The organism is Thermococcus sp. 101 C5, from assembly GCF_009372125.1.
Classification (GTDB): Archaea; Methanobacteriota_B; Thermococci; order Thermococcales; family Thermococcaceae; genus Thermococcus_A; species Thermococcus_A bergensis.
Map to the genome: position 1 here is coordinate 1 of NZ_WHIZ01000013.1, position 25,168 is coordinate 25,168.

26 protein-coding genes, 1 tRNA gene and 2 pseudogenes are annotated in these 25,168 nt (G+C 45.7%); 14 read left to right on the top strand and 15 right to left on the bottom strand.

The genetic code is table 11. The annotated features are described in order from the left end of the window. Positions 1-230, bottom strand: a pseudogene (locus GBV73_RS03130) (IS982 family transposase); the annotation flags it as partial. Positions 231-410: 180 nt separating this feature from the next. Here GBV73_RS03130 and GBV73_RS03135 point away from each other — a divergent pair. Beyond that, positions 411-1,049 (top strand): hypothetical protein, encoded by a 639-nt coding sequence (locus GBV73_RS03135; protein WP_152879234.1) that lies wholly within the window; start codon positions 411-413, stop codon positions 1,047-1,049. A gap of 140 nt (positions 1,050-1,189) precedes the next feature. Beyond that, positions 1,190-1,306, top strand: a pseudogene (locus GBV73_RS11120) (GNAT family N-acetyltransferase); the annotation flags it as partial. A 221-nt stretch (positions 1,307-1,527) separates the two neighbouring features. Here GBV73_RS11120 and GBV73_RS03145 read toward each other — a convergent pair. After that, positions 1,528-3,273 carry an ABC transporter ATP-binding protein gene (locus GBV73_RS03145; RefSeq protein ID WP_152879238.1) on the bottom strand — a complete coding sequence of 582 codons (1,746 nt, stop codon included), beginning with the start codon at positions 3,271-3,273 and terminating at the stop codon, positions 1,528-1,530. Continuing rightward, a complete protein-coding gene (locus tag GBV73_RS03150; RefSeq protein ID WP_152879240.1) occupies positions 3,263-5,002 on the bottom strand; it encodes an ABC transporter ATP-binding protein in 1,740 nt (579 codons plus the stop codon). The genes GBV73_RS03145 and GBV73_RS03150 overlap by 11 nt, the downstream gene beginning before the upstream one ends. Before the next feature lie 105 nt (positions 5,003-5,107). Here GBV73_RS03150 and GBV73_RS03155 point away from each other — a divergent pair, with 105 nt between their 5' ends. From GBV73_RS03155 to GBV73_RS03165, 3 genes are all read left to right on the top strand, one after another. Next, positions 5,108-5,917 carry a GNAT family N-acetyltransferase gene (locus GBV73_RS03155; protein ID WP_042701730.1) on the top strand — a complete coding sequence of 270 codons (810 nt, stop codon included), beginning with the start codon at positions 5,108-5,110 and terminating at the stop codon, positions 5,915-5,917. Between the two features lie 255 nt (positions 5,918-6,172). Next, a complete protein-coding gene (locus GBV73_RS03160) occupies positions 6,173-6,667 on the top strand; it encodes a hypothetical protein (RefSeq protein ID WP_042701727.1) in 495 nt (164 codons plus the stop codon). A gap of 260 nt (positions 6,668-6,927) precedes the next feature. Continuing rightward, on the top strand, positions 6,928-7,389 hold the full coding sequence (locus GBV73_RS03165; protein WP_042702299.1) for a GNAT family N-acetyltransferase: 462 nt from the start codon (positions 6,928-6,930) through the stop codon (positions 7,387-7,389). A gap of 122 nt (positions 7,390-7,511) precedes the next feature. On the opposite strand, the gene GBV73_RS03170 is transcribed toward GBV73_RS03165, so the two are convergent. Together GBV73_RS03170 and GBV73_RS03175 are read right to left on the bottom strand one after the other, a co-directional pair. Then, complete coding sequence (locus GBV73_RS03170; protein WP_152879242.1) at positions 7,512-8,072, bottom strand: nicotinamide-nucleotide adenylyltransferase; 561 nt, start codon at positions 8,070-8,072, stop codon at positions 7,512-7,514. A 3-nt stretch (positions 8,073-8,075) separates the two neighbouring features. Then, the gene (locus tag GBV73_RS03175) at positions 8,076-8,852 is read right to left on the bottom strand and encodes an S-adenosyl-l-methionine hydroxide adenosyltransferase family protein (RefSeq protein ID WP_371716993.1); all 777 of its coding nucleotides are present in this window, start codon (positions 8,850-8,852) and stop codon (positions 8,076-8,078) included. A 55-nt stretch (positions 8,853-8,907) separates the two neighbouring features. Here GBV73_RS03175 and GBV73_RS03180 point away from each other — a divergent pair, with 55 nt between their 5' ends. The 3 genes from GBV73_RS03180 to pgsA are packed head-to-tail and all read left to right on the top strand — an operon-like array spanning position 8,908 to position 11,607. Next, the gene (locus GBV73_RS03180; RefSeq protein WP_152879244.1) at positions 8,908-10,518 is read left to right on the top strand and encodes a transglutaminase-like domain-containing protein; all 1,611 of its coding nucleotides are present in this window, start codon (positions 8,908-8,910) and stop codon (positions 10,516-10,518) included. Next, positions 10,515-11,057 carry a tRNA (cytidine(56)-2'-O)-methyltransferase gene (locus GBV73_RS03185; RefSeq protein WP_152879246.1) on the top strand — a complete coding sequence of 181 codons (543 nt, stop codon included), beginning with the start codon at positions 10,515-10,517 and terminating at the stop codon, positions 11,055-11,057. The genes GBV73_RS03180 and GBV73_RS03185 overlap by 4 nt, the downstream gene beginning before the upstream one ends. Continuing rightward, positions 11,047-11,607: an archaetidylinositol phosphate synthase gene (gene pgsA, locus GBV73_RS03190; protein ID WP_152879248.1), complete on the top strand. Its 561-nt coding sequence runs from the start codon at positions 11,047-11,049 to the stop codon at positions 11,605-11,607. Before GBV73_RS03185 ends, pgsA begins: the two co-directional genes overlap by 11 nt. A 62-nt stretch (positions 11,608-11,669) precedes the next feature. Here pgsA and GBV73_RS03195 read toward each other — a convergent pair whose 3' ends face one another. Further along, on the bottom strand, positions 11,670-12,380 hold the full coding sequence (locus GBV73_RS03195; RefSeq protein ID WP_152879250.1) for a TIGR02253 family HAD-type hydrolase: 711 nt from the start codon (positions 12,378-12,380) through the stop codon (positions 11,670-11,672). A 191-nt stretch (positions 12,381-12,571) separates the two neighbouring features. Between GBV73_RS03195 and GBV73_RS03200 the strand changes: the two genes are divergently transcribed. Continuing rightward, a complete protein-coding gene (locus tag GBV73_RS03200) occupies positions 12,572-12,808 on the top strand; it encodes a hypothetical protein (RefSeq protein ID WP_371716991.1) in 237 nt (78 codons plus the stop codon). 12 nt (positions 12,809-12,820) lie between these two features. Here GBV73_RS03200 and GBV73_RS03205 read toward each other — a convergent pair whose 3' ends face one another. Both GBV73_RS03205 and GBV73_RS03210 read right to left on the bottom strand, forming a co-directional pair. Continuing rightward, the gene (locus GBV73_RS03205) at positions 12,821-13,390 is read right to left on the bottom strand and encodes an ASCH domain-containing protein (protein WP_152879252.1); all 570 of its coding nucleotides are present in this window, start codon (positions 13,388-13,390) and stop codon (positions 12,821-12,823) included. Between the two features lies 1 nt (position 13,391). Continuing rightward, positions 13,392-13,733, bottom strand: coding sequence for an ASCH domain-containing protein (locus GBV73_RS03210; RefSeq protein ID WP_042701702.1), 342 nt, complete (start codon positions 13,731-13,733; stop codon positions 13,392-13,394). 95 nt (positions 13,734-13,828) lie between these two features. Here GBV73_RS03210 and GBV73_RS03215 point away from each other — a divergent pair, with 95 nt between their 5' ends. Next, a complete protein-coding gene (locus GBV73_RS03215; RefSeq protein ID WP_083965081.1) occupies positions 13,829-13,993 on the top strand; it encodes a class III signal peptide-containing protein in 165 nt (54 codons plus the stop codon). A gap of 9 nt (positions 13,994-14,002) precedes the next feature. Beyond that, positions 14,003-15,118 carry an A24 family peptidase C-terminal domain-containing protein gene (locus GBV73_RS03220; protein ID WP_152879254.1) on the top strand — a complete coding sequence of 372 codons (1,116 nt, stop codon included), beginning with the start codon at positions 14,003-14,005 and terminating at the stop codon, positions 15,116-15,118. Between the two features lie 89 nt (positions 15,119-15,207). Here the strand turns inward: GBV73_RS03220 and GBV73_RS03230 are convergent, their stop codons facing one another. From GBV73_RS03230 to GBV73_RS03250, 5 genes are read right to left on the bottom strand one after another with little or no spacing between them, the layout of a single operon-like run. Further along, positions 15,208-15,837 carry an HAD-IB family phosphatase gene (locus GBV73_RS03230; RefSeq protein ID WP_152879263.1) on the bottom strand — a complete coding sequence of 210 codons (630 nt, stop codon included), beginning with the start codon at positions 15,835-15,837 and terminating at the stop codon, positions 15,208-15,210. Between the two features lies 1 nt (position 15,838). Further along, positions 15,839-16,504, bottom strand: coding sequence for a protein-L-isoaspartate(D-aspartate) O-methyltransferase (locus tag GBV73_RS03235; protein ID WP_042701697.1), 666 nt, complete (start codon positions 16,502-16,504; stop codon positions 15,839-15,841). Positions 16,505-16,544: 40 nt separating this feature from the next. Then, positions 16,545-17,159 (bottom strand): HVO_0476 family zinc finger protein, encoded by a 615-nt coding sequence (locus GBV73_RS03240; protein WP_152879282.1) that lies wholly within the window; start codon positions 17,157-17,159, stop codon positions 16,545-16,547. A 47-nt stretch (positions 17,160-17,206) separates the two neighbouring features. Beyond that, the gene (locus GBV73_RS03245; RefSeq protein ID WP_371716992.1) at positions 17,207-18,064 is read right to left on the bottom strand and encodes a helix-turn-helix transcriptional regulator; all 858 of its coding nucleotides are present in this window, start codon (positions 18,062-18,064) and stop codon (positions 17,207-17,209) included. Between the two features lie 23 nt (positions 18,065-18,087). Further along, positions 18,088-19,968, bottom strand: coding sequence for a phosphoadenosine phosphosulfate reductase family protein (locus GBV73_RS03250; RefSeq protein WP_152879265.1), 1,881 nt, complete (start codon positions 19,966-19,968; stop codon positions 18,088-18,090). A 139-nt stretch (positions 19,969-20,107) separates the two neighbouring features. On the opposite strand from GBV73_RS03250, the gene GBV73_RS03255 reads away from it, so the two are divergent. Further along, positions 20,108-21,826 (top strand): endonuclease/exonuclease/phosphatase family protein, encoded by a 1,719-nt coding sequence (locus GBV73_RS03255; protein ID WP_052315952.1) that lies wholly within the window; start codon positions 20,108-20,110, stop codon positions 21,824-21,826. Here GBV73_RS03255 and GBV73_RS03260 read toward each other — a convergent pair. Beyond that, a complete protein-coding gene (locus GBV73_RS03260; RefSeq protein ID WP_152879267.1) occupies positions 21,809-23,119 on the bottom strand; it encodes an RNA-guided endonuclease TnpB family protein in 1,311 nt (436 codons plus the stop codon). The genes GBV73_RS03255 and GBV73_RS03260 overlap by 18 nt on opposite strands. A gap of 341 nt (positions 23,120-23,460) precedes the next feature. On the opposite strand from GBV73_RS03260, the gene GBV73_RS03265 reads away from it, so the two are divergent. Together GBV73_RS03265 and GBV73_RS03270 are read left to right on the top strand one after the other, a co-directional pair. Then, positions 23,461-23,538 (top strand) — tRNA-Lys (locus GBV73_RS03265). Positions 23,539-23,611: 73 nt separating this feature from the next. Beyond that, a complete protein-coding gene (locus GBV73_RS03270) occupies positions 23,612-23,845 on the top strand; it encodes a hypothetical protein (protein WP_004070161.1) in 234 nt (77 codons plus the stop codon). Here GBV73_RS03270 and GBV73_RS03275 read toward each other — a convergent pair. Next, positions 23,842-25,161, bottom strand: coding sequence for a DUF4139 domain-containing protein (locus GBV73_RS03275; protein WP_152879269.1), 1,320 nt, complete (start codon positions 25,159-25,161; stop codon positions 23,842-23,844). The genes GBV73_RS03270 and GBV73_RS03275 overlap by 4 nt on opposite strands. Between the last annotated feature and the right edge of the window lie 7 nt (positions 25,162-25,168).

Genomic DNA, 25,168 nt, shown 5'->3' on the forward strand with positions numbered 1-25,168 from the left:
GTTAGTTTGTTGTACCTGATTTTGGGGAACAGCTTCATTTCTTCGATTAGGACTCTGTAAGCGTGCTTGTAAACTCCGTTAAAGTGCAAGTGTGCTAGTATTGCGAAGGTTATTAGGTCGTAGAGGCTGATTATTTCCCTGTGAGTGTTTTTCGGGTAGTGTTTGCTGATTATCGGGTAGATTTCGGATTTTATGATCAGGATTTCCCTCTGAAAACTCAATACAACCACCAATCAACCAAAAAACTTAAGTACTTATAACCCTAACGATCTAATGGGAACTAGGGTATTACACCACCGCAACAAAGATCGTCGGAGTTTCCTTTGGTGGTGTGGGAGGAACGACAATTACTGGCTTCAGTGAAATTGACGGAATATTCCGTGAGCTGGGAAATATGGAGGTTGCATACAATGGTTAAGCGTACTACAATGGCTGTTTTTTTCTTTTTGTTATTCATTGGAGCTTTTGTATTTTCCCGAGCAATGAAAATGGCCGAGATTTATGTGACCGTCTATTATCCTGGAGAACTCGAGGCTGATGGCTACTACGTAAAAGATGATCAAATAACTCTGAAGTTCCACATCCTCAAGGGCTCTGAGGGCATCAAAGGGCACTTCGAAAAGTTCAAAATTTGGTGCTTTCTCTGCAACCTCGACCTTGAGAACGCAACCGTTGTGGTTGATATTGATGGAACACCTTTGTATCCAACCTGCAGAGATTACGTCATGAGTTTCGACAAAGGGGGCAATATCAAGGGAATGCACTACATTGTGAGCCCCTACAACTTGACCGAGATTGCGAAGATCAAGATTCCGGAAGGATACATATTCAGAGAGCTAAAATTTGAAAATAATACTCTTACCATTTTCTTATCTCCCAAGGGTAGTGAGGGAGTTAGGATCATTAGATCAGATATTATAGCGGAACACCAAGAAGGGCTTAAGCGAGGATGGGTAAAGGTTGTTTATACTGATGGGAGTAGAAGATGGGGAGGCAGAGTGTACAGCATGGGAAATGGGGAGTGTTCGGTGCTCATCGAGGCAGAGTGACTCCCAAACTAATGTGTGAGTCCCAAATTTTCATCATGGGGGAGTCTCCGGCTGTTGTCACATCTCTGTATCATTTAGGTGAGTACCTCAGAAAGCAAAGGCATAAATGCAATAATGCCTGGATAAATCTTGGTGATATCATGAAACCCATCATCCGCGAAGCAAGAGCTGAGGACAAGCCCTTCATCGAGGAGATTGCAAAGTTAACCTGGGAAGGTGAGGACTATCTCGCGAGGGTCTTTGATAACTGGGTAAAAATGGAATATAGAGCATGGATGTTCAAGCTCATCCCTAAGGAGAGAACAAGCGAATTTCACGCTGCCCTCTCGAGCTATCGGAAGGTTCTTGGACTCATAACACCATTCATGGCTGGTTTTCTGGCTAACGTCCATGCAACACTGCCCTATGGCGCGAGTCTTATAGCATTTATAATAGCGGGAGTATTTCTACTGTGGATCCCAAGAAGAAAGTAAAAAACTCATGTCTCTCCCATCTGTGAGACATATAGCCTGTGGAAGTGCCCTTTCTTCTCTAGTAGAGCCTCTGGATGCCCCTCCTCCACTATTTTTCCGTCGTCAACCACGACGACTTTATCTGCGAAGCGCGTTATCCCGAGGCGGTGCGCTATTATGATGCTCGTCCTGCCCTCCATCAGCCTGAGCATGGCATCCTGCACCAGCCTTTCGGTCTTCGGGTCAACGCTTGAGAGTGCCTCATCGAGGATGACTATGTCGGGATCCTTGAGGAGTGCCCTCGCGAGCGATATGAGCTGCCTTTCCCCAACGGAGAGCAGCTTTCCGGCCTCTCCTGCGGAGGTGTGGTAGCCCTGCGGGAGCCTCTCTATGAAATCGTGAACCCCAAGCTGCTTGCAGACCTTTATCACGTCCTCCTCGCTCGCCTCGGGGTTCGCCATGAGGATGTTCTCCATTATCGTCCCCGGGAAGAGGTAGGTCTCCTGCGGGACGTAGCCTATTCTCCTTCTAAGGCTCTTCCGGCTTATCTCCCTTCCGTCAATCCCGTCGTAGAGCACTCTGCCTCTCGTCGGGTCGTAGAAGCGCATTATCAGGTTCGCCATCGTGGTCTTTCCGGCTCCGGTCTTCCCGACAACGGCCACCTTTGTGGCTGGAGGTATGTGGAGGTTTATCCCCTTAAGAACCGGTATCCCACTCTCGTACTCAAACCAGACGTCTTCGAACTTGATCTCGCCCTTCAGCCTCTCCACTTCTTTTCCGGAGTAGTCCTCGACGTTCTCGTCATCAAGCACCTCGTATATCCTCTCCAGCGCAGCCAAAGCCGACTGCAGGCTGTCGTAGAGGCCTATGACCTCGTTTATCGGCCCGCGGAAGCGCTGGGCATACTGGATGAAGGCAACGACAACACCGACGCTAACCGCGCCCTGATAGGCTAAATAACCTCCGTAGGCTATGACGACTATGACCGAGAGCAGGCTGGCTATGTTCATGAGCGGCCAGAAGAGGCCCATGTACACGGCCACCCTCAAATAGGCCTTTATGGTCTCCCTTGAGACCTTCGAGAACTCTCTCTCGACGTCGCCCTCTCTTCCGAAGGCTCTGATGGTCTCAATTCCCGCAACGCTCTCCTCAACGACGCTTGAAATTCTCGCTATCTTCTGTCTTGTCTCCCTGTAGGCCCTCCTCATCTTCCCGCCGAAGTAGTAGGCGACGATGACCATCAGCGGGACGCTCGTGAGGGTTACGAGGGTCAGCTTTACGTCGAGGAGGAGCATGGCGATGATTATGCCTATGAGGCTGAGCAGACTCCCGAGGCTGCCGAGGAGGCCCGATACAAGGACGTCGTTCACTATTCCGGTGTCGTTTACTATCCTCGAAACGAGGTCTCCGGTCGATTTGTCCTTGAAGAAATCCAAGCTTGAGAGGAGCACCTTCTCGTGGAGCCTTGCCCTCAGGTCTCGGAGGACTTTCTGGCCGAAGACTTCAATGTAGAAAGTCTGGAGCGTCGCGAAGAACCACTGGGCCACGAGGGAGGCAAGGTAGAGAAGGGCCACAACCAGAAAGCCGGAATAATTGCCTGCAAGGATGTAGCGGTCTATCGCTATCCTCAGGATGTATGGCGGCGCTAGGGTGGCCAGGGCGGAACCCACTATGCTCACACCGACTATCGCAAGAGTCCTTTTATGGGACAGGGCCTCGCCTATGAACCTTTTCAGAAGTGAAAGTGATGACTTTTGCACTTCACTGGCCATTCCACCCACCCCTGCCGAGCATCTCGCTGAAGAGCCCGCCTTTCTCTGCCAGCTCCTCCGGCTTTCCATCCTCAACGACCCTGCCATCGACCATGACGATTACCCTATCTACGAGCCTTGTCATTGAAAGGCGCTGGGAGACAATAAGGGCAGTTTTGCCCTGAAGGATGTCCTTAAGGTCTTCGATCAGGCTCTCCGCGGTCTTTGCATCGAGGTTTGATACTGGATCGTCGAGGAGGATTATCTTAGGCTCAAGGAGCAGCGCCCTCGCCAGAGCTATCCTCTGCCTCTGGCCGCCGGAGAGGGTTACGCCCTTCTCGCCGACAACGGTGTCGTAGCCATCTGGAAGCGATGAAATGAAGTCGTGGATTTTCGCTATTTTGGCAGCTCTGATGATCTCCTCAAGGCTCGCGTCGGGCTTCGCCAGCGCTATGTTCTCCCTTATGCTCCTGTTGAAGATGAAGGGCTCCTGCGGGACATAGGCGACTATTTTCCTCAGGCAGGACGTCTTTATCTTCCTCACGTCCACACCGTCAATCAGGACTTCTCCCTTTTCCGGCTCGTAGAAGCGCGCTATGAGCTTCATAAGAGTGCTCTTCCCACTTCCGGGCGGGCCGGTTACGAGTACTTTCTCGCCCGGCTGAATTTTCAGGTTCAGCCCCTTTAGGACGGTCTTCCCGGTGTGGTAGGTGAGGTAAACGTCCCTGAACTCTATCTCCCCGCGCGGTTTGGTGAGCTCCACAGCATCAGGCGGGTCGATATGTTCGGGGGCAGAGTCGATAACCTCAAAGAGCCTTGAAGCAGCGGCAAGACTCCTCTGGATGTCCCCTATGGTGAAGCCTAGGGCTCTTAGGGGCCACGTCATAGTGAGCATGTACGTTAGAAAGGCAGTGAGTTCACCAACGGTCAGGTTCTGGCTCATTATTGCCTTTCCTCCGTAGTAGAGCATGACGCTCATGGCCATTCCCATCACGAGAAATGGTGCGTTACCGTAGAGGGCAGTTATTTTGGTGGCCTTGACGTTGAGCTCGTATAGTTTCTCGTTCTCCTTCTGGAACTTCTCCTGGATTTCTTCCTCCGCAGATAGGGCCTTTATTGTCTTGACCCCCGCTATGCTACCCGTCGAGACCGAGGCTATAACTCCCGTCTGGTGCCTCACTTCGTCATATATAGGTCTCACTTTCTTCGCGTAGGTGGTGTTTAAAGCGACAACGAGGGCTATCGTGAGGAGGGCAACACCGGTGAGGGTCCGGTTCATGCGGACCATGTAGTAGAGCGAGACTATGATGAGGAAGACGGAATAGACGAACATCCTCACGCGGAACGATAAAAAGCGCGTTATCCTCTCGGTGTCGTTGGTTATCCTGCTTATGAGCTGACCGGAGTAGGTCTTGTCGAAAAACTCCATCCTGTGCCGCTGAATTGCCCTGAAGGCGTCCATTCGGAGGTGGTAGACGGCGTGCTGGGCGGCTTTAACCAAAAGGTATCTCCCGCTGAAGCTGAAGGCCCCGTTTAGGATAGCAACCAAGAGAACAAGGAGAGCGTAGCGAATGGCAACCCTATACTCGCCGGTGGTTACGCCTTTGTCTATGGCCTCTCTTATTAGAACCGGGATTATACCATTGGTGTATGACATGAAAAGAACCAGGACTAAGCCAATGACAAAGTGTAATTTATGTTCTCGCAGATAACTCAATAACCGGAGGAGTTGTTTTAGTGAGCTTCCCATGGCAAAAAATCTTAAATCCAATACTATAAATATTTAACGGTTACGATGGACATCTGATGGAAGGGTATAAAAACCTTAGTGAGAAAGTTTTTAGAGGCGAAAACGATGGAACCGATAATCCGCAAAGCCAAACCTGAGGATAAACCCTTCATCGAGGAGATAGCAAGGCTCACATGGGGTGGAGAGGATTATCTCGCCGACGTCTTCGACGAGTGGCTTGGCGACAACTTCTACGTCCTTGAGGTTGGAGGAAAGGTAATCGGAACCGCAAAGCTAACCCTTCTCCCGGAAAAGGTCGGGTGGATGGAGGGACTCAGGGTTCACCCCGATTACAGGGGAAAGGGCTACGGAAGGTTAATTCACAATTTCATGGTCAACCTCGGGAAGAGGCTCGCCGAAGAGGGAAAAATTGAAGCTCTAGAGTTTGCGACTTACTTCCTCAACCGCGAGAGCATAGCGATGGCGAAAAAGGACGGATTCTCGGTGATAGCAAAGTTCTTTGACCTCGGTGCGAAAGTTGATACCTTCCAGCCTAAGGAACCCTCACCAGCAGAGCTTGAGATTGGAGACCTAGCCCTTGAGATAATCCCTCTGGGGTGGAAGTTCGTGCACAGTGGAGAAGAAGCCTTGAAGTGGCTCAGGAGAAAGGGTGAGGCCTACGAAACCGCCGGTTTAAAGTTTCTCGCCACAAAGGATGGAGTGACCTTCACGCCCCTTTCAACTGGGCTAGAGAACATGAGGACGATGCTACCGGCCATGACATGGGTTGCCAAAGAAAAGGGTAATGAGGTGTTTGAGATAATGCTCCCAAGTGACGTGAAACCCGTCGTTCCTGACCTGAAGAAGCTTAGCCTTTTCCTCTGGGACGAGACCAATGAACCCAACGTCCTCGTGTTCAGGAAAAAGATGGTTTAAGCTCTTTCTTTTTCAAAATAAGTCCTTTCCAGACCAAGTTCAATAAAGAGTGAGGACCACCACGACTTCCTCTGGGAGGGACTTTCGGGGAAGGCTTTTCTAGACATTTTTACGCCTACAAGGTAGAAGCCTTTAAATAATCTGAACGCACACAATATTACGAAAAAGCTCCCAGGCGATGCCAGTGCGACGGGAATTATTAAGTGTCCTGTTGCTTAGTGTGTTGGTTTTGGGCCCTTCTGGAGGTGAGGCCGTATGACCAAGAAAGCCTTACCTCTGTATCTCCTTGTTTTTGCATTGATATTAGTCGGAACCACCTATTATGCCCACTATGAACGCAATAAGCCCCAAAAAGAACCGGATGATATCCTCTGGGGCGACCAATGTAGCGGTCTCGTCGAATACCGGGTTCTCAATGAGAGTTCGCTTCCGGTAGAAGGCTGGAGCGAGAGAGATGGTGTCCTCATGAGGGTGGAAAACGGGAGCGTCTTTCTAAAGATCCCCGAGGTCTCCAGCCTGGAACTCTCCGGGTGCTCCCTTCTGGACGGTAAACTGTACCTGAAGTTTACGTGCTCCAAAGAGAAGAGAGCAACCTCAACGTCTCTCCCCTGGGGGGAAGAAACAACTGCTTACCTTCCAGTGTTGGGGCGGGCTCCCGTCCTGCGGATAGTGCCCAAGGCAGAAGCAAGCGGGATAGTTGTCTATCTGCGCGGGGGCATCAACAGCAGCGTTACGATACCGTGGGGATGATTGTGCGGTTGTGTTGGACTTCAAGGAGGGCAAAGGTATAAATATCCGGATGAGTCCTTCTTGATGTGATGAAAATGGAACCGATAATCCGTGGGGTCAGACCTGATCGCTGAAGAGAAGGAAAAACGAATTCAGAGTAATAATTCCTAGAGGGGTTAAACCTCCCCTACCAGACCTTAAAAGGCTTGGGTTTTCCTCACGAGACTGAGGAGCCAAACGTCCTAGTGTTCAGAAAAAACTTCTCTGGAGAGATGGCTGGAATGATAATTAAGCAACTCAAAAGTGAAGAAGAGAGGTTTGCCTGCCTTGAGATAGCAAAAAACCTACCCGAGTGGTTTAACGAGAACGGGAAAAGGGGAATTGAGAGGGACTTGAAGAAGGAGGAGACCTTCATAGCGGTCGAAGACGGAGAAGTTGCAGGCTTTATAACGGTTAAACCGCTCAACGATAAGGCCATCGAAATCATCTGGATGGCCGTGAAGAGAGAGCTGAGAGGTAGAGGGATAGGCTCTCGGCTTCTGAACTCCATCGAAGAGCTTGCAGCGCGGAGGGGCTTTGAGGTTCTGGTAGTTAAGACCTCTGGAGACCTCTCTTACAAACCCTATGACGAGACGAGGAGGTTTTACGAAAAGAGAGGTTTTGTGAGGATTGCTCTGATAGATCCGTACCCCAAGTGGGGCGAGGAAGCACTGATATACGTGAAATGCCTCCACAAAATTTAAATGTAGGGTTTTTCATCTTTTTCCATGCACTGGAGTGAAATCCCAAGATGCCAAAGCCCTTCACAAGACCAAACTCTCCCATCAGCTCTTCAGTTTCTGGCTAGAAGTGAATAAATGAGGAATCAGAACTCAGGAATCCTTATCGGTGCCTGAAGCTCCTTCTCGTTCTTCTCCAAGTCTGTCGCCAGCATTCTTATTCTCTCAACTCCTTTGATCTCTTTAATGTATTCCGCCACACTCTTTGGGACGAGGTCCTCCCAGGGTTCTCCTTCTATCATTCTTCTCCTTATCTCCGTAGCGGAAAGAATGTCCTTTCTGAACATCGGCTGAACTACCACTTTGTATCCCCTCTCCTTAAAAAGCTGTGCAACAAGTGAATTACCCGTAAAGACAATGTCAAACTTTGGCACCATTGCTTCAACATAAGGAGCCCAGATGGAGTTGAAGTTTATATCCGGCAAGGCAACGAGGAAGTATTTTCCCCTTGGAATTCCCTTCTCATCCAGAGCTCTTATTAGCATCTCCATTCTTTCGCTTGTTGTGAATGGGTTTTTTAAAGTATGGCTAACCTGAGCACTCCCGATGCCGATTATAACCTCATCAACCTGCTCAAAAACATATTCAAGAGCTTTTAAATGCCCGTTATGTACCGGCTGAAATCTACCAACAAAGAGACCCCTCATCGTTTACCCCTCCTCATAAATCAGCTTTACCTTAACTTCATCCCCAACTTTCAATCCCAGAAACTCTGCCGCTGAGCCCTGATTAACCGCTATCTCAAGATAATCATGACTTCCCGGGAGAGAGAGAAGTTCTCCGGGCTTTACCTTACCGTAAGTATCCAAATAGGGAATCTTTCTGCCCAAAATCTCCACATATTTCGGCTTCCCATAGTTTTCGATGTTTAAGATGACGTTCCCAAAGTCATCGATGTAGATAACCTTCAAAAGCCAGGAATCTCCCTCTTTCTTCGGTTCCAGATCAAGTCTGGCGATTGTCTCAAGATCAATCTCATCTCCAAGCCTTGAAGGCTCATAACCCAAGCTAAGCAGCGCGCCTGCGGGCCCGAATACATCTCTTCCATGAAAAGTCGAACTTATCTTTCTCCCTATGATATTTTCCATTTTTTTGAGGTCTATTGCGTATGCCGCTTTTGGCTGTATCCACTTGAGGGGAAGCGTTGCTAAGCCGTTGTCAGGGAGCACTAAAAATTGGGTGCCTTCTATTATGATTGCTCTCCTCTCGGTGCCTACCCCTGGATCAATAACCCCTACGTGGATAGTGTTTGGGGGGAAATATTTTACAACCTGCTCCATAACAAAAGAGCCCTCAACAATGCTGTGACGTGTTATCGAGTGAGTAATGTCAACTATTTTTGCTTCCGGATTTATTGTCAAAATGGCACCTTTCATTTCTCCCACGTAGGGCCCTTTAATGCCGAAATCTGTAGTTAGAGTTATCACTGGCACCACCTAAAAATTATTAAGGTTTATCTTTAAAAGAACTTTGGGGGAAAGCATGAGGTATTCAAAGTTCATTCCACTTATACTCATTTTCCTGATTTTCTCTTCTGGCTGTCTAGTTAAGGAACCCGCAAAGGTTGAAATTAATATTGACAAGAATGCTGTTAAGGAAGGGGATATCTTTCATATAATAGTCAAAGTTAACAACACGGGAAAAGTAGCAATAACGGGAGTTAACTTGTATCTTAGCAATCCGGAATTCAAGATACTTCAGACACCTTCTCTGCAAGAACCCCTTAAAGTCGGCGAGATTGTAGAGCTTATATGGATAGTTCAGGCCCCATCAAACCCCGGCAGATATATGCTTAAAGCTTCTGTAGAGATTGTAGATGAGCTTCAGAGAACATGGGGCGGATTCTATAAAGAATTGATAATAAACGTCGTGGAAAAAGAAAGCGAGATACCTTCATTTGGATCATTAAGTGTGAACGTTGTTTCACCAGAAAAAGTCGAAGGGGGAAATGAGTTTGGAGTTGATATACAGCTGAAAAATACTGGTAGTGGCCCTATAACACTTAGAGAAATCTCAATAAAACTGTTAGAAGGCATGGAAATTGTTAGGGAGCCAGATGTTCCCACAAATATCCTTCCCGGAGAAGAACATGGACTGATTTATGTGATCAAAGCCCCCTACATGCCAGAAGAGGGATATATGGCGATTTCCATACTCTATATTGAAAACGGAGAAGAAAAGAGAGAGCTCAAAAACAAGTTCATTAAAATAATCTGGAAGCCGTGGAGCTACGATAATGAAACCTTGAGACTGGCATATGAAGAAGAATACTATTGGATTCAGTTGCCTTATCTTGTTGACGGATTTTGGAAAGAGAAATTTAATTCTACATCTAAGATAAACCGAGAACTATTAAAAAATGAGTCTCTTTCACTTGTGAAAAACGCCACCTCAGAGATTGAAGCTGCGAAGGCAGTTTATGATATGATTAAAAGCAGATACACCTTTGGGGACATCACAACGACCACAAACCCCTCTAATATACTTCCCCAGAATAAGATAAGCTACGAAGAGGGCACACTTCTTTTCACAGGAATCTTAAGATCCCTGAATATCCCGGCTAGAGTTGTAACATTTTACAACGGAGAAGACTGCACGGAAAATGCAATCGCAGAGTTTTATTCCGCAGGAAAATGGCACGTTGTGGACTTCAAAAGAGGCTTCTTTGGTCCGAGGGAAGAATACATAGCAACCCCACATTTTCCCAGGATTTACCAGATGATGACAAATGAGGCATACAATCTTGTTGCCCACGTACCGGAAGAGGAAAAAGGACATGAGCACTTGGATGTAAGCCCCGAGTACCTCGCCAATATAGAAGAATCTCTAAAGAAAGTCGTTTCAGAAAGACTTGATCCCCCAGTAAGGCCAAAATTATCCATAGTGCTAATCAATATGAACCAGAATGAGCGTATTTTTGCCCTGTTCCTATTTGCTTCCGCTCCCGAAGCAGAGCTAAACATGGTCTTTCAGAAAGCCGATCCAAAGAGTCTCGCAACAAACGTTGATGCACTCTACAAATTTTATAAGGACAAACCATGGCCAGAAGACTTTAGGAAGTACTGGGATATCCTGGTGGAGGTGTACAAATGATAGTAGTGCTCAGATTGGGACACAGGCCGGAAAGGGACAAAAGAATAACAACCCATGTAGCCCTAACTGCGAGGGCTTTTGGGGCTGATAGGATTATAATAGCAGCTGAAAAGGATGAGCATGTGTACGAGAGCGTTTCGGATGTTGTAGAACGCTGGGGAGGGCCGTTTGAGATTGAGTTCAACCCTCACTGGAGGCAGGTTCTGAGAGAGTGGAAAGGAAAAATAGTCCACTTGACCATGTATGGAATACCCATAGATGAAGCTATCCCAGAAATAAGGAGAGCATTAGACAAGGAAGACATTTTGATCGTCGTTGGGGCGGAAAAAGTTCCAAGGGAAGTGTATGAGATTGCTCACTACAACGTGGCCGTAGGGAATCAGCCACACAGTGAAGTTGCAGCGCTAGCTGTGTTTCTAGACAGACTCCTCGAAGGAAAAGGACTTAAAAAGGAATTCAAAAACGCGAAGGTTAAGATAATCCCGCAAGAAAAAGGGAAAAAAGTAATCTCCTTGGAGGAACAGAAAGATGTTGAATAGATACCGTTCAAACGTTAAGGGGTACTTAGAAGCCATAGTAAAGCCCTTGGTCAGAATGGGCATTACTCCAAACCAGCTTACATTTGTTGGACTGCTGATATCTCTGTTAGGGGCATATTTCTTTGCTCAAGGCGCTCAGAGGATTGCCGCATTAATACTGCTCTTTGGATCACTTGTAGATGCCCTCGACGGAACTTTGGCGAGGATTACAGGAAAGACAAGCAGGTTTGGAGCCTTTTTGGACTCGACCTTCGACAGGATAAGCGATGGGGCAGTACTGTTTGGAATTGCATATGGGGGACTGGTAAAGTGGGAGATTGCAGTTATTGCGCTCATAGGCTCGTATTTAGTCAGCTACGAGCGATGTAGGGCAGAACTTGCTGGAAGTGGCACACTGGCAGTGGGGATAGCTGAGAGGGCAGAGAGGCTCCTCATAATAATTGTGACGGCCCTACTCAATAGGGTTGATGTTGGTGTTTATGCCGTTGCAGTTTTAGCATGGATAACGGCATTTCAAAGGTTGTGGGAAGCAAAGAAAAGATTAAGCTGAAATAAAAACGCTAAAACGGGATGATGAAAATTTCGCTAGCGGAACTGTGAAGAGCCCTGCCGTTACTGACCGTTTAGCTCCTCCGCTATTACTATTACCTCCCTAAGGTCGCTTATAACAAATTCGCATTCTCCCCACAGCTCTTTTTTGTTTCCTTTTTTATCCAGCAGGATGCTAATCATATCAACCTGTCTAGCACCGACACAGTCTTTGAGAGGATTATCACCAACGTATATTGCCTCTTCCCCTTTAACATTTGCCTTTTCCAGAGCTAACTCAAATATCCGTGGGTGGGGTTTGTAGAAACCTGCCTCCTCACTTGTTGTTATGCTGTCAAAGAGTTCTAAAATACCCAAGGCTTCTAGTTGGGCTTTGAGATAGTCATTGTCAGAATCCGTGATGAGTCCTACATGATATCCATTGGCTCTTAAGGTTTTTAGAGTTTCGAGGGCTTCATCGTAGAGTTTCCCATACTTTTGATGCATTTTAAGGTGAATTTCCCAGAACTTGGGAGAGACCTCAAAATTGTATTTCTTAGCAAGCTCCTGCATAATTTCTTCCTCAAGCAACTTAATTGGTTTGTAGGGTTTCCCTGCAAATTCCTTAAATCTTTCACTTGTAAGAGCTTCGTATTCTTTCCATACCTCCTTTGGGTCAACGTTCTCCGCTTTAACCTCTCTCAAAACTTCTTTTATTACATTCTGGTGGGTAATATCTTCATGTTCCTTGCTGAGCAGCGTACCAACGAAATCAAAAAACACCGCCTTTATCATTACTTATCACCAATACAAAAATGGTCTCTCGTCTTAAAAATCCTTTATTGTGAAAGGATTAAATATCTAACAAGCGTGAAATATAGTTAGAGAAAAGACAACTAAATGAAAATATTTTTGCCTGATTTTGTCATTTAAACGTAAAATCTTGGAAAATGTATTTATAAAGTGAGGGAATGTAATCGAAGGAGGTGATTGTACTCGAGGCTGTGCTGCTGATGTGGGGAGTTAGAGAGGAAGTATTGGAAAAACTTCCAATAAAAGGTCACTGGCTGTACGGAGAATACGATTTCATAGCAGTTTTAAGATTTGAAGAGGGCAAAGAGTTGGAGGAGTTCAAGAGAGAGCTGCATCATCTAATTGGAAGTGAGAAGTTTAAGATATATCCAGTAAAATATTCAGCAAGAAAGGAACCTTTCCGGCCCTAAAGCCAAATTAATTCATAATTTCGGCTCCATAATACCCATTTCTTTGAGTTCTTCATAAGCTTTCCTCAACACTTCTCTGATTTTATATCTTTTGTTGAGCCCTCCAAGCTTGTATGCCGCTTTCCTAAGACTGCCTGACTGCAGGAATAGCTTCAACAGCGCAATTTCCTCAAAACTTAAATCTTTCAGGTGTTTCAGTGCAAGCTCCGCTATCTCGATTGGATTGTTGCCCTCATAGGGAAAATCTGCTGACAATATAGGCTTATCCAGCAGCTTTGTGAACTCGAATTCAACAACCGTTACCTCTGTATCCGGGGTTAAGTTCCTGTAATGTTCTTTAAGAGCCTCCAAAAGCTCTTCTTTATTGTTGAACCCATCTTTAATGGCATCTTCATCAGTAAGCTCGGAAACCTTTTTTCGTTCAACTCTCTTTATTTTGGCCTTTCCAAGAACATAACCTCCCGCATGGATAAGAACTTCATCCCCAGGCTTTAAGTTAACTTTGCCTACCCTCACCGTGGCGTTTTTCTTCCCGCTGAGGAGCAAGTCCTTGTATCTCCCATCGAACTTTAGATTCCGCATTTTATTCCCTCCTTGGTTTCAGGAGGCGGAATTTTATGGCAATTACCCCATAGCGGTTCTCCTTCCATTTTGGATACATATTGTGAAACCTCTTTACAGCCTGTTCAAAGCTGGGCTTATCTGGAAAAATCCTCTCTATCGATTCCTCTCTCAAAACCTGCCTAAAAGTCTCATATTTTTTGACCGAGATGACCTCTGCAGGAACTTCGTTGTTAAATAAAATTTTATCCTTGGGCTTGATGTCTTTCAGCTGTGGATATGCCGCTCTAACCTCTATGGTCTTTTTCCCGCTTTTTATCATCTCAAGATATTCATCCCTAACATATAATCTGTACACTTTCATGGCTCCCTTACTTTGTGGGACGAATACTTTAAAAAGGTTGCACAAAATGAAAACGTTTAAATCATCTGAAGACCAAACATATGTGGTGTGAGAAAATGCGAAGAGCTCAAAGTGCACTTGAGTATTTGTTTATACTGGCCGCTGTTTTGATACTGGTTATGGTAACCATAAGGGTTGTTCTCACGAGTGTTCAGGCAATAAATTCATCAGTAACTGGATATATTGACACCATAAAGGACAAGATTCTCGAAACCCTGTGAGGTGATCAGATGGAGTTCCTTTTGATAGCTCTCGGGGTTATAATGGGAATTCTAACCTCTTACACCGATATCAAAACCGGCTTTATAGAGGACAAACATGTGTTTCCAATTGCCGGGATTGGAATTCTTTATTATCTCTACTATGGGATTGCCATAAAGCATGACGTTTTCCACGCATTCTCCGGATTAATAGGACTCGCCATCGGATTTTTGTTGGGTTATTTGCTCTATCTCATGGGAGGCTGGGCAAGTGGAGATGTTGTTATCTTAATGGGTTACTCGGCTCTCTTCCCATATGCATCAAGTTATGCGAAGATAGTCCCCCCGTATGCGGCTAGATATCCCTTGCACAGCATAACACTCCTATTTAACAGCATACTTGCGGTGTTTCCATTTATCTTCTTCTACTCCCTCGCAGTGTTAGTGGTAAGGAGAAGAACCACCCGGTTGAAAGAGGTTTTCCTCGATAAATGGCCCAAACCCTTTGAAGTCGCCCTCTGGGTATCCGCGGCTTTTGTTGTTCTCGGAATTGTTGGGGAAGCCCTTCCTCTCCACTTTGGGGTTTTGATATGGGCAATAACGATAGCTATCTTAGCAAAACTGCAAAAGGTCGGAGATGTTGTTGGGATACTGCTTTTTGCCTACGGTGCTTTTGAGACTCCAGAAATCATTTACAGCTATTTGAAACTTGCCGCAACATTTTATGCCTTTAAAGTGTTCTTCTCCCTTGTGAAGGTTTTAAGAGAGGAAGTATTGACAAAAAGAGTTACTGTTGACGAACTCAAAGAATGGGACATCCTCGGCGAGTGGATATATGAAAAGGACGGCAAAATCTACAGAGACAGGGAAAGTTCCTTTGACAAGCTTGTTCGGGCTTTAAGGACTCTCGACCTAAATGCGCTGAGAGTTGAATACGACAAACTAATCGCCTCGCCAACGGCTGAAGGTCTCAAAAAAGAGGATCTAGAAACCCTCAAAGCTCTTGTGAATGAAGGAGCACTGGAGAATGAGTTTCTTGTCAGAAACGCAATGCCCTTTGCACCGGCTTTATTTTTGGGCTTCTTGATATCAGTGTTTTACGGCGACTTATTCTGGTGGCTTGTGCTAAAAAGCATCGGGCTTTAAATTTTAAAAATACCTTGGCACAACTAAACACAGAAAAGGGATGATGAACTTTTGCTTTGCTGATTATGATGAACACGCCCTTCTCTGACCTACCCTTTTTCTTTCAGAATTTTCTCGATGATCTCCATCACTTCATATAGGTCTCTTGCGAGGTAATCCCCTTCAACGCCCTCGTGGGGGTTAATTGCTATGCTCACATCCGCAACTTTGAACATGGCTATATCGTTGTGCCCATCACCCACAGCTATGGTCAGCTTCGGCCTGAGCTTTTCTTTAAGCTCGAGCAATATATCTCCTTTGTTTCTGAAGTCCACCCATGGAAGGACTTCTCCCGTTACTCTACCTTTCTCATCAAAGACAAGCTCGTTTGCATACACAAAATCGGCCTTAAGCTCTCTCCCTATTCTCTCAGCAAGGCATTTAAGGCCGCCGCTGATTATTGCAATTTTAAAGTTCCTCTCTCTCAAGAATTGAAAAAGCTCTTCCACACCTTCAAAATACTCAACTGAATTTGCCCATTCCATAATCTCCTCTTTCGTTCTCCCCTTCCAGAGAGAAGCGTCCAACCTTGCCCATGTTGCGTAGTCAAACTCCCCGGCAAAGAATCTCTCGGCGTATTCTCTCCCTTTGTCCCACGTACCAAACTTTTTGTGAAGCTCAACCCAGCTTGATTTGGATTTTACCAAGGTTCCTTCTAAATCAAACGCTATGAGGTACATCTCATTCCCTCCATCCGTATTCTCCGATTAGGGGCACGAATGCCACGCCGCCATGGTTTTTTATCTTTACCCTGTTGTCTTCGCTTATCTTTATAACCTCAAGGAGCTCTTGCCACAGGTGGTAACTTCCTACAGGGATTAAAAGTTTGCCCCCAACTTTGAGCTGTTCTATCAGAGGCTCGGGAACTTTGGGAGCCCCTGCTGTAACGATTATTCTGTCATAGGGTGCTTTTGGTGGAAATCCCTTAGTTCCATCGCCAACGATTACGTGCACCTTATCTTTGTAGCCCGCCCTCTCAAGGTTTCTTCTGGCAAACTCTGCAAGCTCAGGAATTCTCTCGATTGTATAGACATCCCTTTTAACGAGCTCATAGATCAAAGCGGCATTCCACCCGCTTCCGGTTCCCACTTCAAGGACGTTCATTCCCTCCTCCAGCCCGGCAAGCTCCAGCATTATAGCGACCATGTGGGGAGCACTTATTGTTTGACCTGCTGGAATTGGAAGGGGCTCATCAACGTGAGCGTACGCCTTATAACGCTCGGGGACAAACTTATATCTCGGCACTCGAAGAAACGCCCTCTTTACTTTTTCACTCTTGATTATTCCTTCCCTTTCAAGGTTCTCAACAAGTCTCATCCATTTTCTATACAGCTCATCCTCTTCCATAACCTTCACGTACAAAAATTGTAAAAGAGGGATTTTAAGTTTATGGATTATTCTCCCTTGTATACCCTCTGTAAATTTCAAGGCTTCTGCTCGCCCTTGCCCTTAGGGGCCTCCCCATGATTCTAACTATTTTGTCTGCTTTAGCTTTTCCATGCTTTAGCATTTTATCTTCCGTTTTTATTTTCTCTATTTTGAAGGTGTAGCCTCCAACTTCAAGGACTTCTCCGACAGCAAACTCTTCATCCCTGTCAACTTTGACCTTGAATGACTGTGTAATACCCTTAGGAAGGTAAATTGAAACTCCAATCACCTTTGGATAGGTCAAGCTTTCGCCCCAGAGCGTCTTGACGTCCTTTATTAGGGCTTTTTCAACCCGTTTGTTCTCTTCCAGTTCGATTCCAGTAATCCTAACTTCATCATCCTCAATCTCAACTATATCCCCTACCTTTATTTCCTCGTCCTCGGGAAGCTCCGCAAATCTCTTGAAGCTTCTTTCATGTTTGCTGACTATTATAGGCACCTTAATGATCTTGCTCAGTGTGATCTGCCATACATGACCGCACTCACTGCATCTTAGCTTTACTTCTCTCCCTCTCTCTGATATAACCTCAACTTCCTCGCTTCCACATTCAGGACATACAAAATACTCTTCCATTTTCCTCACCTTCCAGCTTTGGATGATTTTCCTTTATAAAGATTAGCTCAGCTTTCTTTTAATCTGACCAGATACGTTCTTCCCTCTTTAACCCTTTCGATTAGGCCTTTTTTCTCCATGTCCTTTAACAGCAAGCTGACTTTTGCTTTTGAAAAGCCAAGCCGCTTTACAAGGTCGCTTTGGTAGAGTGGTCCTTCCCTAAGCAGTTCAAGAACCTTTTCTTCATCTGAACGCAGGTCGATTGCGCCCTTTTCTTTCCCCCTATAAAGGGTCCCGGCAAAAAAGCCACCTACAAACGCTATAAGCACTGTTGCGAGAAATGTCACCAGCGGGAACTGATTCTCCACTTCTCCTGAGAATCCCACTATAAAATAAAACTCCTCCTCAGCTCTAACGTCTGTCTTTTTCCATTCCAAAATGAGAGCATTCCCCGTGCTTTCGACTTTATCCGGGGAAGGAACTATAGGGGATAAAATTGCATAACCCTTAGGAACGTAGAGTCTCGCGTAAAAATATCCCACCGGCTGGCTAAATTTCACATAGTATGAAAACTGCTTCTTTCCGCTGACCTCCTGCAGCATCCCCTCTGAATAAAAGCTTATCCTTATCTTCACCCTGCTTCCGGGAGAAACTTCAGGGAACGCTATATAGACGGCATTTATGTCTCCCATAATTTTGGAAACGCTTATGTTAGCTATCTGAGTTTTACCGTCGATTTCAATTATAGCTTCAGGGTTTTCAATTGGGTACTCAGAGTAGAAAGTGTAATGGGAAAGGGGAACGTTTGGAAACAGAACAAGCTCAATGGTCTCTTTAACCCTATAGTCCTCCAGAATATCAAAGTAAAGGGAGTAGCTATCTAAATCATATTCGTACTCCTGGGAAATTACAAAGTTAGACAGCACGAGTAGGAGAGATAACATGGCTATTAAAGCTGACTTCCTTCTTGAGGGTTTTTTATTTTTAACAGTGGACATACTTCCATACACTCCTCGCAGTGAATACATTTCGCTGAATCAACCTCTATCTTTTTTGTATGGGGGTTTATTCTTAAAGCATTTTCTGGACACTTTCCGACACAAACCCCACACCCAACACACTCATATGCCCTCTTTATTAGGTAGTATGCCATTATAGCATCTTCTCTGCTCTTTGTCCTGACTCCATCCTCCGTAAATACTATAGTACCTACTCTTATGGAGTTTTTATCTTCGCTTACTTCACCTAATATTGGGGCTACTTCTTTGATTCTTTTCAGGATTATTCTCGTGTTTATTCTGAGAATAAACTCTCCATCTTTCTCTTCAAGCGAATATCTTATAGGTTCCCATGTCCGTTTTTCCGGAATCTTTACTCCAAGTTCTTTTGCAATGGCCTTCTGTCCTTTAGTTAACTGCCTCCACCTCCAGAAGCCGTAAGTTATCCATTCTTCTGGCATTCCAAAGCGTTCTTTCCACTTCCTAAGCTCATTCTCCCACTTTTCCCACAACTGTGGCTTTTCCTCCTTTAGCGTTTGAATTTCAGCCAGAGAAGAGCTTGGACACATAAAACACCCAATTCTATCCAGACGGTTCTCATAAAGGGGGTTGTATTTTAGCTTGCGGGAGAATATGTAGAGCCACACTTCAAGGGCGTTCCAGTGAAATATTGGGGAAGCCCCAATTTCATTGGGCACCCATGGATTTTTCCACACTCTGGGCTGTTTGTATCTCTGCAGGCTTTCGTACTTTCTCTGGCCGACGAACATCAGGACACCATTTGGGTAGTGTTCCTTTATTGCAAGGGTTATTGGGCCGAGCTTTGTAACCTTGCAGCACCACCTGTAATCTCTCCCGGGAGGTGAAAAAACACTGAGAGAACCCCAGAAAGCATTACCCGCATCAGCAACGATGAATTTTATGTTCTTCTTCTCAAGCTCCTGCCTGATTTCTTTTACATATTCAAGGGTTTCCGGAAACTCTATTCCAGTGTTGTTAAAGAACACAGCAAAATCATCGAACTCCTCAAGGGCCAGACCCAAAACAGCCAAACTGTCCTTTCCACCGCTGAAGGCAACGGCAATTGGCTTATTTGTATTTTGAGCAGTTTTTCTCATAAACGCTCTGGCTTCTTTAACTCTCTCCTCTAGTGCCGATTTGTTGGCTTTTATTACCTCCTTTATAGTTGCTTTCTTACCTTCCCGGTATTGAACCTTTTTCTGGTGCCTTGTTTTTATCCCGGTGCCGCGCTCTTTTTTATCAATCAGCTGTTCGTAATTCTTTTTAGCTATCCCTGTAGCGATGACTTCATCCTCACAGACCACTATAACGTCGTCTCCAATTCTAATGCTTTCTTCTGCCTCGAGAACTCCCACAGGCAAAACACTTGCACCGTTTTTTATTGGTTCCTTTGCACCTTTATCCACGATAACCCATTTTTTCATTTTCTTCCCAAAGCGCTTCCATAGAGCCATAGCGCCTTCAATCTTCAGTCCCGGCTTCCACTTAAGCTCAAGCGGATCAAAGCGAAGCCATCCAAAGATGTAGCCGTCCACAATTATCTCATACACATCATCTTCACCGGGGGTTTTGTTCAAAAGAACTATCTTGCCATCTAGTATTTCTCCAACATCAACGCCATAGTGGGCTTTAAACTCTCTCTTAATGAACTCAATATCCTTTTCGAAGGCAAACCTCACATCAGCAGGCGGAGTTAAATCTACCCTGAAACCCTCACCGTGAATATCACACTTCTCGCTTATCAGGGGAACATTGCACTTCTCGCACCAGTGAATGTGAGCCTTACCCAAAAATACCGGGCCCTTTCTCATTATCTCACCTCTTGGAGAAAAGAAAGGCATAGGGTTTATAATACCTGTGGTCTAGCGACAACACCTAGTAAGCATTGTGATTAACATGACTTGGAAGATAGCAAACTTTAAGGCCAACTCTGTCAAAATTAAGTTTTAGGTGGTACCAACGAAAGTAAACGAAAGAGATAAAATTCTTCTTGGAATCGGGACAGGAGTGTTACTGGCATCGAGCCTGAGGGTCTTCGTTGCTGGTGCTTATTCAAGCATTGAAAAAACGTTCTTCTACGGCGTGAAGTTCCCCTCGGGATTTGGTATACTCCTCTTTATAATTGCGGCAATCTTTGTTGGCAGAATGAGCCGAAAAGTCGGAGCGGTCCTAATGGCAGCCTACGCAGTGGCTTCCTTTGCTGCGGATGCCACTGAGTATAGCCATCTGATAGCTGCTCTTGCAGTTCCAGTTGCCCTAGCACTCGTCAAGGAACTCGAGGTAAAATACCTGACGATAGGCTTTGTAGCTGATTTAAGCCTTCGGGTTCTTGCGGTCGGAGGGGAACCGATAGATTTTCCGCACACAAGGGCCATTCTCACGGTCCTAATATTAGTTGGGGCCTTTGCTTTATGGAAAGAGCCAGGAACCCTAAAGAAGCCCGGCTTCGGCCTCTATGCCCTCGCAGCTCTGATAGAGCTTGGCTTACTCTACCCGAATGCAATCATGCGCTACTCGGGAATCACCCAATATTACCTCCCACACTTCATAGGGTATTCCCTCCTTATCGGCCTGGCGATTGTTGTAGGGCCATACTTAGCTAAAAAACCGAACATTGCTTATATCCTTCTCATTTTAGGTACAGCGACACTCTTTGTTAAGCCATTCAGTTTGATAGGCCTTCCTGTTGCTCTCGCGTCGGCCATAGCTCTAGTAGAGAACGCCAAAGGTAGCAGAGGCGGAGTAATCGGCGCTGTTTACTTCTTTCTCGTGGCAACACTTGCTTTGGGATCTTATGTGGGCAGAGACATTGGTCTGCCTTTTATGGAGGACAAGCTTGAAACCCTTATTCTAGCGGCTTCCATAATTTATGCCTTCGCGGGCTATGGCAAAAACGCAGAGGTTAAGCTTCCGAACACAAAGGAAACAGTCGGCCCACTGGTGGGTCTGGTTGTGGTTTCGGTTGTGGTTCTTGCTCTTTTCCACACGGCACCAGCTTACGTCGAGGCCAAGAATGAGGCTCTCATCTGGAGCTACAACACCCACCAAGGCTTTGGGCCGTATAAGGGAACCTTCAACGGCTACGAGCTTATTAACCTCCTGAAGGAGCAGACACCCGATATCCTGGCGGCTCAAGAAGTCGTCGGCGGAATGATTGGCAACGGCTATCAGGACGTCCCCTTGATGATTTCTGCATACTTAGGCTACGCCTATGAGTACAAGCCGGCCGTTGAAGGGACCTATGGCATAGCCATCTTCTCACACTGGCACATGAGGAGAGAAGGAGAGCTCAACCTTAAGAGTGTTGGACAGGCAAGACCTGCTCAAAAAGTGAGCTTTGGAGAGCTTGGAATAGTGCTGGTAAACGTCCACATGGGGCTAAACGAAGAGGAGAGAGCGATGCAGGCGGAGGAGCTTCTAAGATTTGCACAGAGTGAACCGGTTGCGCAGATAATAGCGGGTGACACCAACGCCGAACCGGACGAAAAAGCAATAGAGATACTCACACGCTACTATAGGGACGCCTTTGAGAAGAGGCCACCATACACCTTCAACTGGGGCAACATAGACATCGAGAACATCGACTATATCTTTCTGAAGAAGGACTGGACGGCAGAGCTGACCTCCTCCCATCATTGGCGAGGGTTTATCTTAGCCCCTTGCCATTGACAGGGAGGTTTGAGGGGTCTCATTAAAGCCCAACAAGGGCAGGCTTTTCAGCCCCTCGGGGAGGGTCTTCCCCCCGTTACCCCTACCCCCTGACAAAGCCGGGAAGCTCAGGGTTATCGTTTTAACAGCCTTTCTCAAAATGTTGAAAGCACCTACAAGGTCTGCATTCATTACAACGCCCTCTCTGCGGCACTTGAATAAACCCCTAAAAATTCTACCATTAGAGTGGCGCTGGCCGCAGAGAGGGCAAAGCTTAGAAGTGAAAGCCTCATCAACAACAATAACGGAAATACCAAACTCTTCAGAAACTTCCTTCAGTCTTTGAATAACGTAATTAAACCTCCAAACGTAAGAGAGGACAAAATTTTGCTTCTTGCCCTTATCAGAATTCCTTGAAATGTCTTTTGGATAGCCCACAATAATTTTAGAAACGCCCATCTCATAAAGCTTTTCAACCGTCTGCCTGACTGCAGTGTTAATGTAATGCTTCGCCTGAAGTTTGGCCTTTTGATGCATTCTCTTGAGTTTTCTGCTCGTTTTACAGCCAGACTTGTTGAGTTTTGACTGGTATTCCGCTATTCTTTTTTGCCAGTAGAAGGCAATGCTTTTGAGCGGTCTTCCATTAACAAGAAAACTTTCACCGCTCTCAACGTAAACGGCTATTAAATTGTTTACCCCCAAGTCGATTCCGGCTGAAAGATTACCCCTTGACTCTCTTGGAACTTTAACCCAATCCCCGTTAGTTAGTTTTTCCTCAACAGTGTAACTAACGTGAGCGTACCACTTCCGCTTTACCGCGTCGTAGATTATTTCCAACCTTCCTTGCTTGCCCTTGAGGTGAATTCTCCCCTTGAACTGAATTTTTAGCCTTCCGAACTTTCCAAGCCTCCTCAGTTCGATAGTGTTGCCCTCAATTTTATACTGGTCGTTCCTGAGGGGAATGATAAAGAGTTTTCTCTCATTCCCCTCCTTGACAAATTTTGGTGGTTGTGGTTTGAACCAGTCTGGCAGTTCACCGTTCTTTTTCTTCTTGAGTAGGGAGAAGAAGCTACGCCACGCTTCAGCATTTTTCCTCGCTAATTGCTGGACTGTTGAACCACCAACCCAGCCCTTGAACGTGTAATAAGCTTCCTTTTCCGTTGTTCCGAAGTCTATTTTCCCGAATTCCTTGAACTGTTTGAGCCTTTCATAGTTGAGTTTGTTCCAGATTACTGCAGTAGCTTGGGCTAACTCGAAGAGTGTTTTTTCTTGCTCCTTCGAGGGCTGGAGTTTGAGTGTTACCGTTCTTTTCATTGCCCCTCGTTATTAATTTTACATCTTTGAGTTTAAAAATGTTTTTGCTTTCTCGCTAATGGGTTCGTTTATGGTTGGTCAAGAATTACGGATGCCTCTGCGAGGTGGAGGTTTCCGATCACAGGCCAATATGGGCAATTATAGAGCTTCCATGAGGGTTTTAGCTTTTCTTTTCAATATTTTGTATTCCTCAGCCCAAAAACCTATCCCACCCCGCCCCAAACTCCCTTTTCGGGCAGAGGAATAATAGTGATTCAACCCCGTTGTTCTGTGATTATCTTCACAATGGCAAAGCACCGACCAAAAAATTTATAAGCGCATTGTAATCCCTAACTTATCGAGGGCCGGTAGCTCAGCCTGGTTAGAGCACCGGGCTTTTAACCCGGTGGTCGCGGGTTCGAATCCCGTCCGGCCCGCCACTACAAATCTTAACTCTTCTGGGAATCGAAAGAGCTTAAAGTTCTGAATGCTAAGTATCCTACGGGTGATAGCATGGACGTTTTTGAACTGGCTAAAAAATATCATGTTGAGCTGGGCATAAAAGAGCCGAGTTTTGCCACGATGGCGGCGGAGCTTTTTGGAGACCTTGGACTGAGCATAATGAACCATTTAAAAGAAGAGGGATACACTTTAAAGGGTACAAGATTTTTGGACTATGAGAAAAGCCTTGTGCTGGAAATAGTAAAAGAAAACAAGAGCTACGAAATCCTCTTGAGAAAGCTCTAATAGTTCACTTCGTACTCGAAGATTATTTCCTCTTTTTCTCCCGGGCCAACTGTTACTTTAAATTCTACATAGTCTGCGGTCTCTGTTATTGGGCTAACTGAGCTCTCTAAGATTTTTCCACGCCACTTGTAGTGTCTGACAACTACTTCCTTCTCTTCGTTGCCAAAGTTTTCCAGAGTGACTTTAATTTTATAGTAGGAATATCTGTCTCCCCGCCTTTCTTCCAGCACCTCAGTTTTTCCTTTCAAGTCTACATCCCTGCCAAGCTTAAGCCTTAAACTGTCCCCCTTTGCAGTGTGATCTATAACCTGCTCCCCAATTAAGACGTTCTTGTCTTCCATTTCTTTGTAGATTTCCACAACACCTCCGGGGAGGACCTCACTCGTCTTTAAGGATATTATTTCATAAACATCCTGGCTTCCACCATAGGGATAGCTTTCATAGAGGTATTCCCTCGTGAACTCGCTCTCCTGGTAGATGTACGGGATGAGTTTTTTCTCAAATGCCGCTATGTCAAGGGTTCCGAGCTTGTACAGGTAAAAGGCCTCTAATTTTGTTCCCTGAATTGGTTGCTGAGGCACTTCTTTTGTAGCTGACTCCATTGTATAGTATCTTCCCATAATCACCTGAGGAGGCTGGTAAAACTGAACATCTCCCGAAACAAGCAGAACATCAGCGTTTTCAAAGCTCTTGTTCGTAGGATTGTCAATCACCACATACCCATAAAACTCGGCCCTGTCTCTAAGGTAGAGCTTGTACCTTGAGCTCCAGCTTATTCCTCCAACCCTGTAAATGAGCTTAAAGAAGTACTTTCCATCTTCCTCAGCGTTTACTATGGCATAGATCTCTGCAGTGCTTTCTTCTCCGATTGAGTCCATTTTCATGTAAGCAATGTCTTCAGAGCTTACCAGATAATAGCCATCTCCCTGTATTGCTATTTTCCCGTCTTCATACCCCAAAAACTCGCCGCTTACGGTTTCTCCGCTTTTCAGTTTTACCGTAATCTCTTCTCCTATGTTCGCTTCCATAAGGTTCTTTCCCGCTGTCCCCTTGCTTACAACACCGAGTACCTTCACTTTCTCGTCAAGAGGCTTTAATGTAACTTCATCAATTCGGAGCCCCTCAAGCATATCTAGAGGGACTTTATTTATCCCTGTTTTCAGCTCAACTTGAATCGTCTTCTCGACAACTCCAATCTTGGCAGAATCATAAAGTGCGAGGGCAGTAGAACCTTCTTCAGCTTTCGTTTGGTGAAATACAATCACAGCCAGAAGAACAAAAATCACTAATGCTCCCCCAATGATTTTTCTATTCATTTCAATC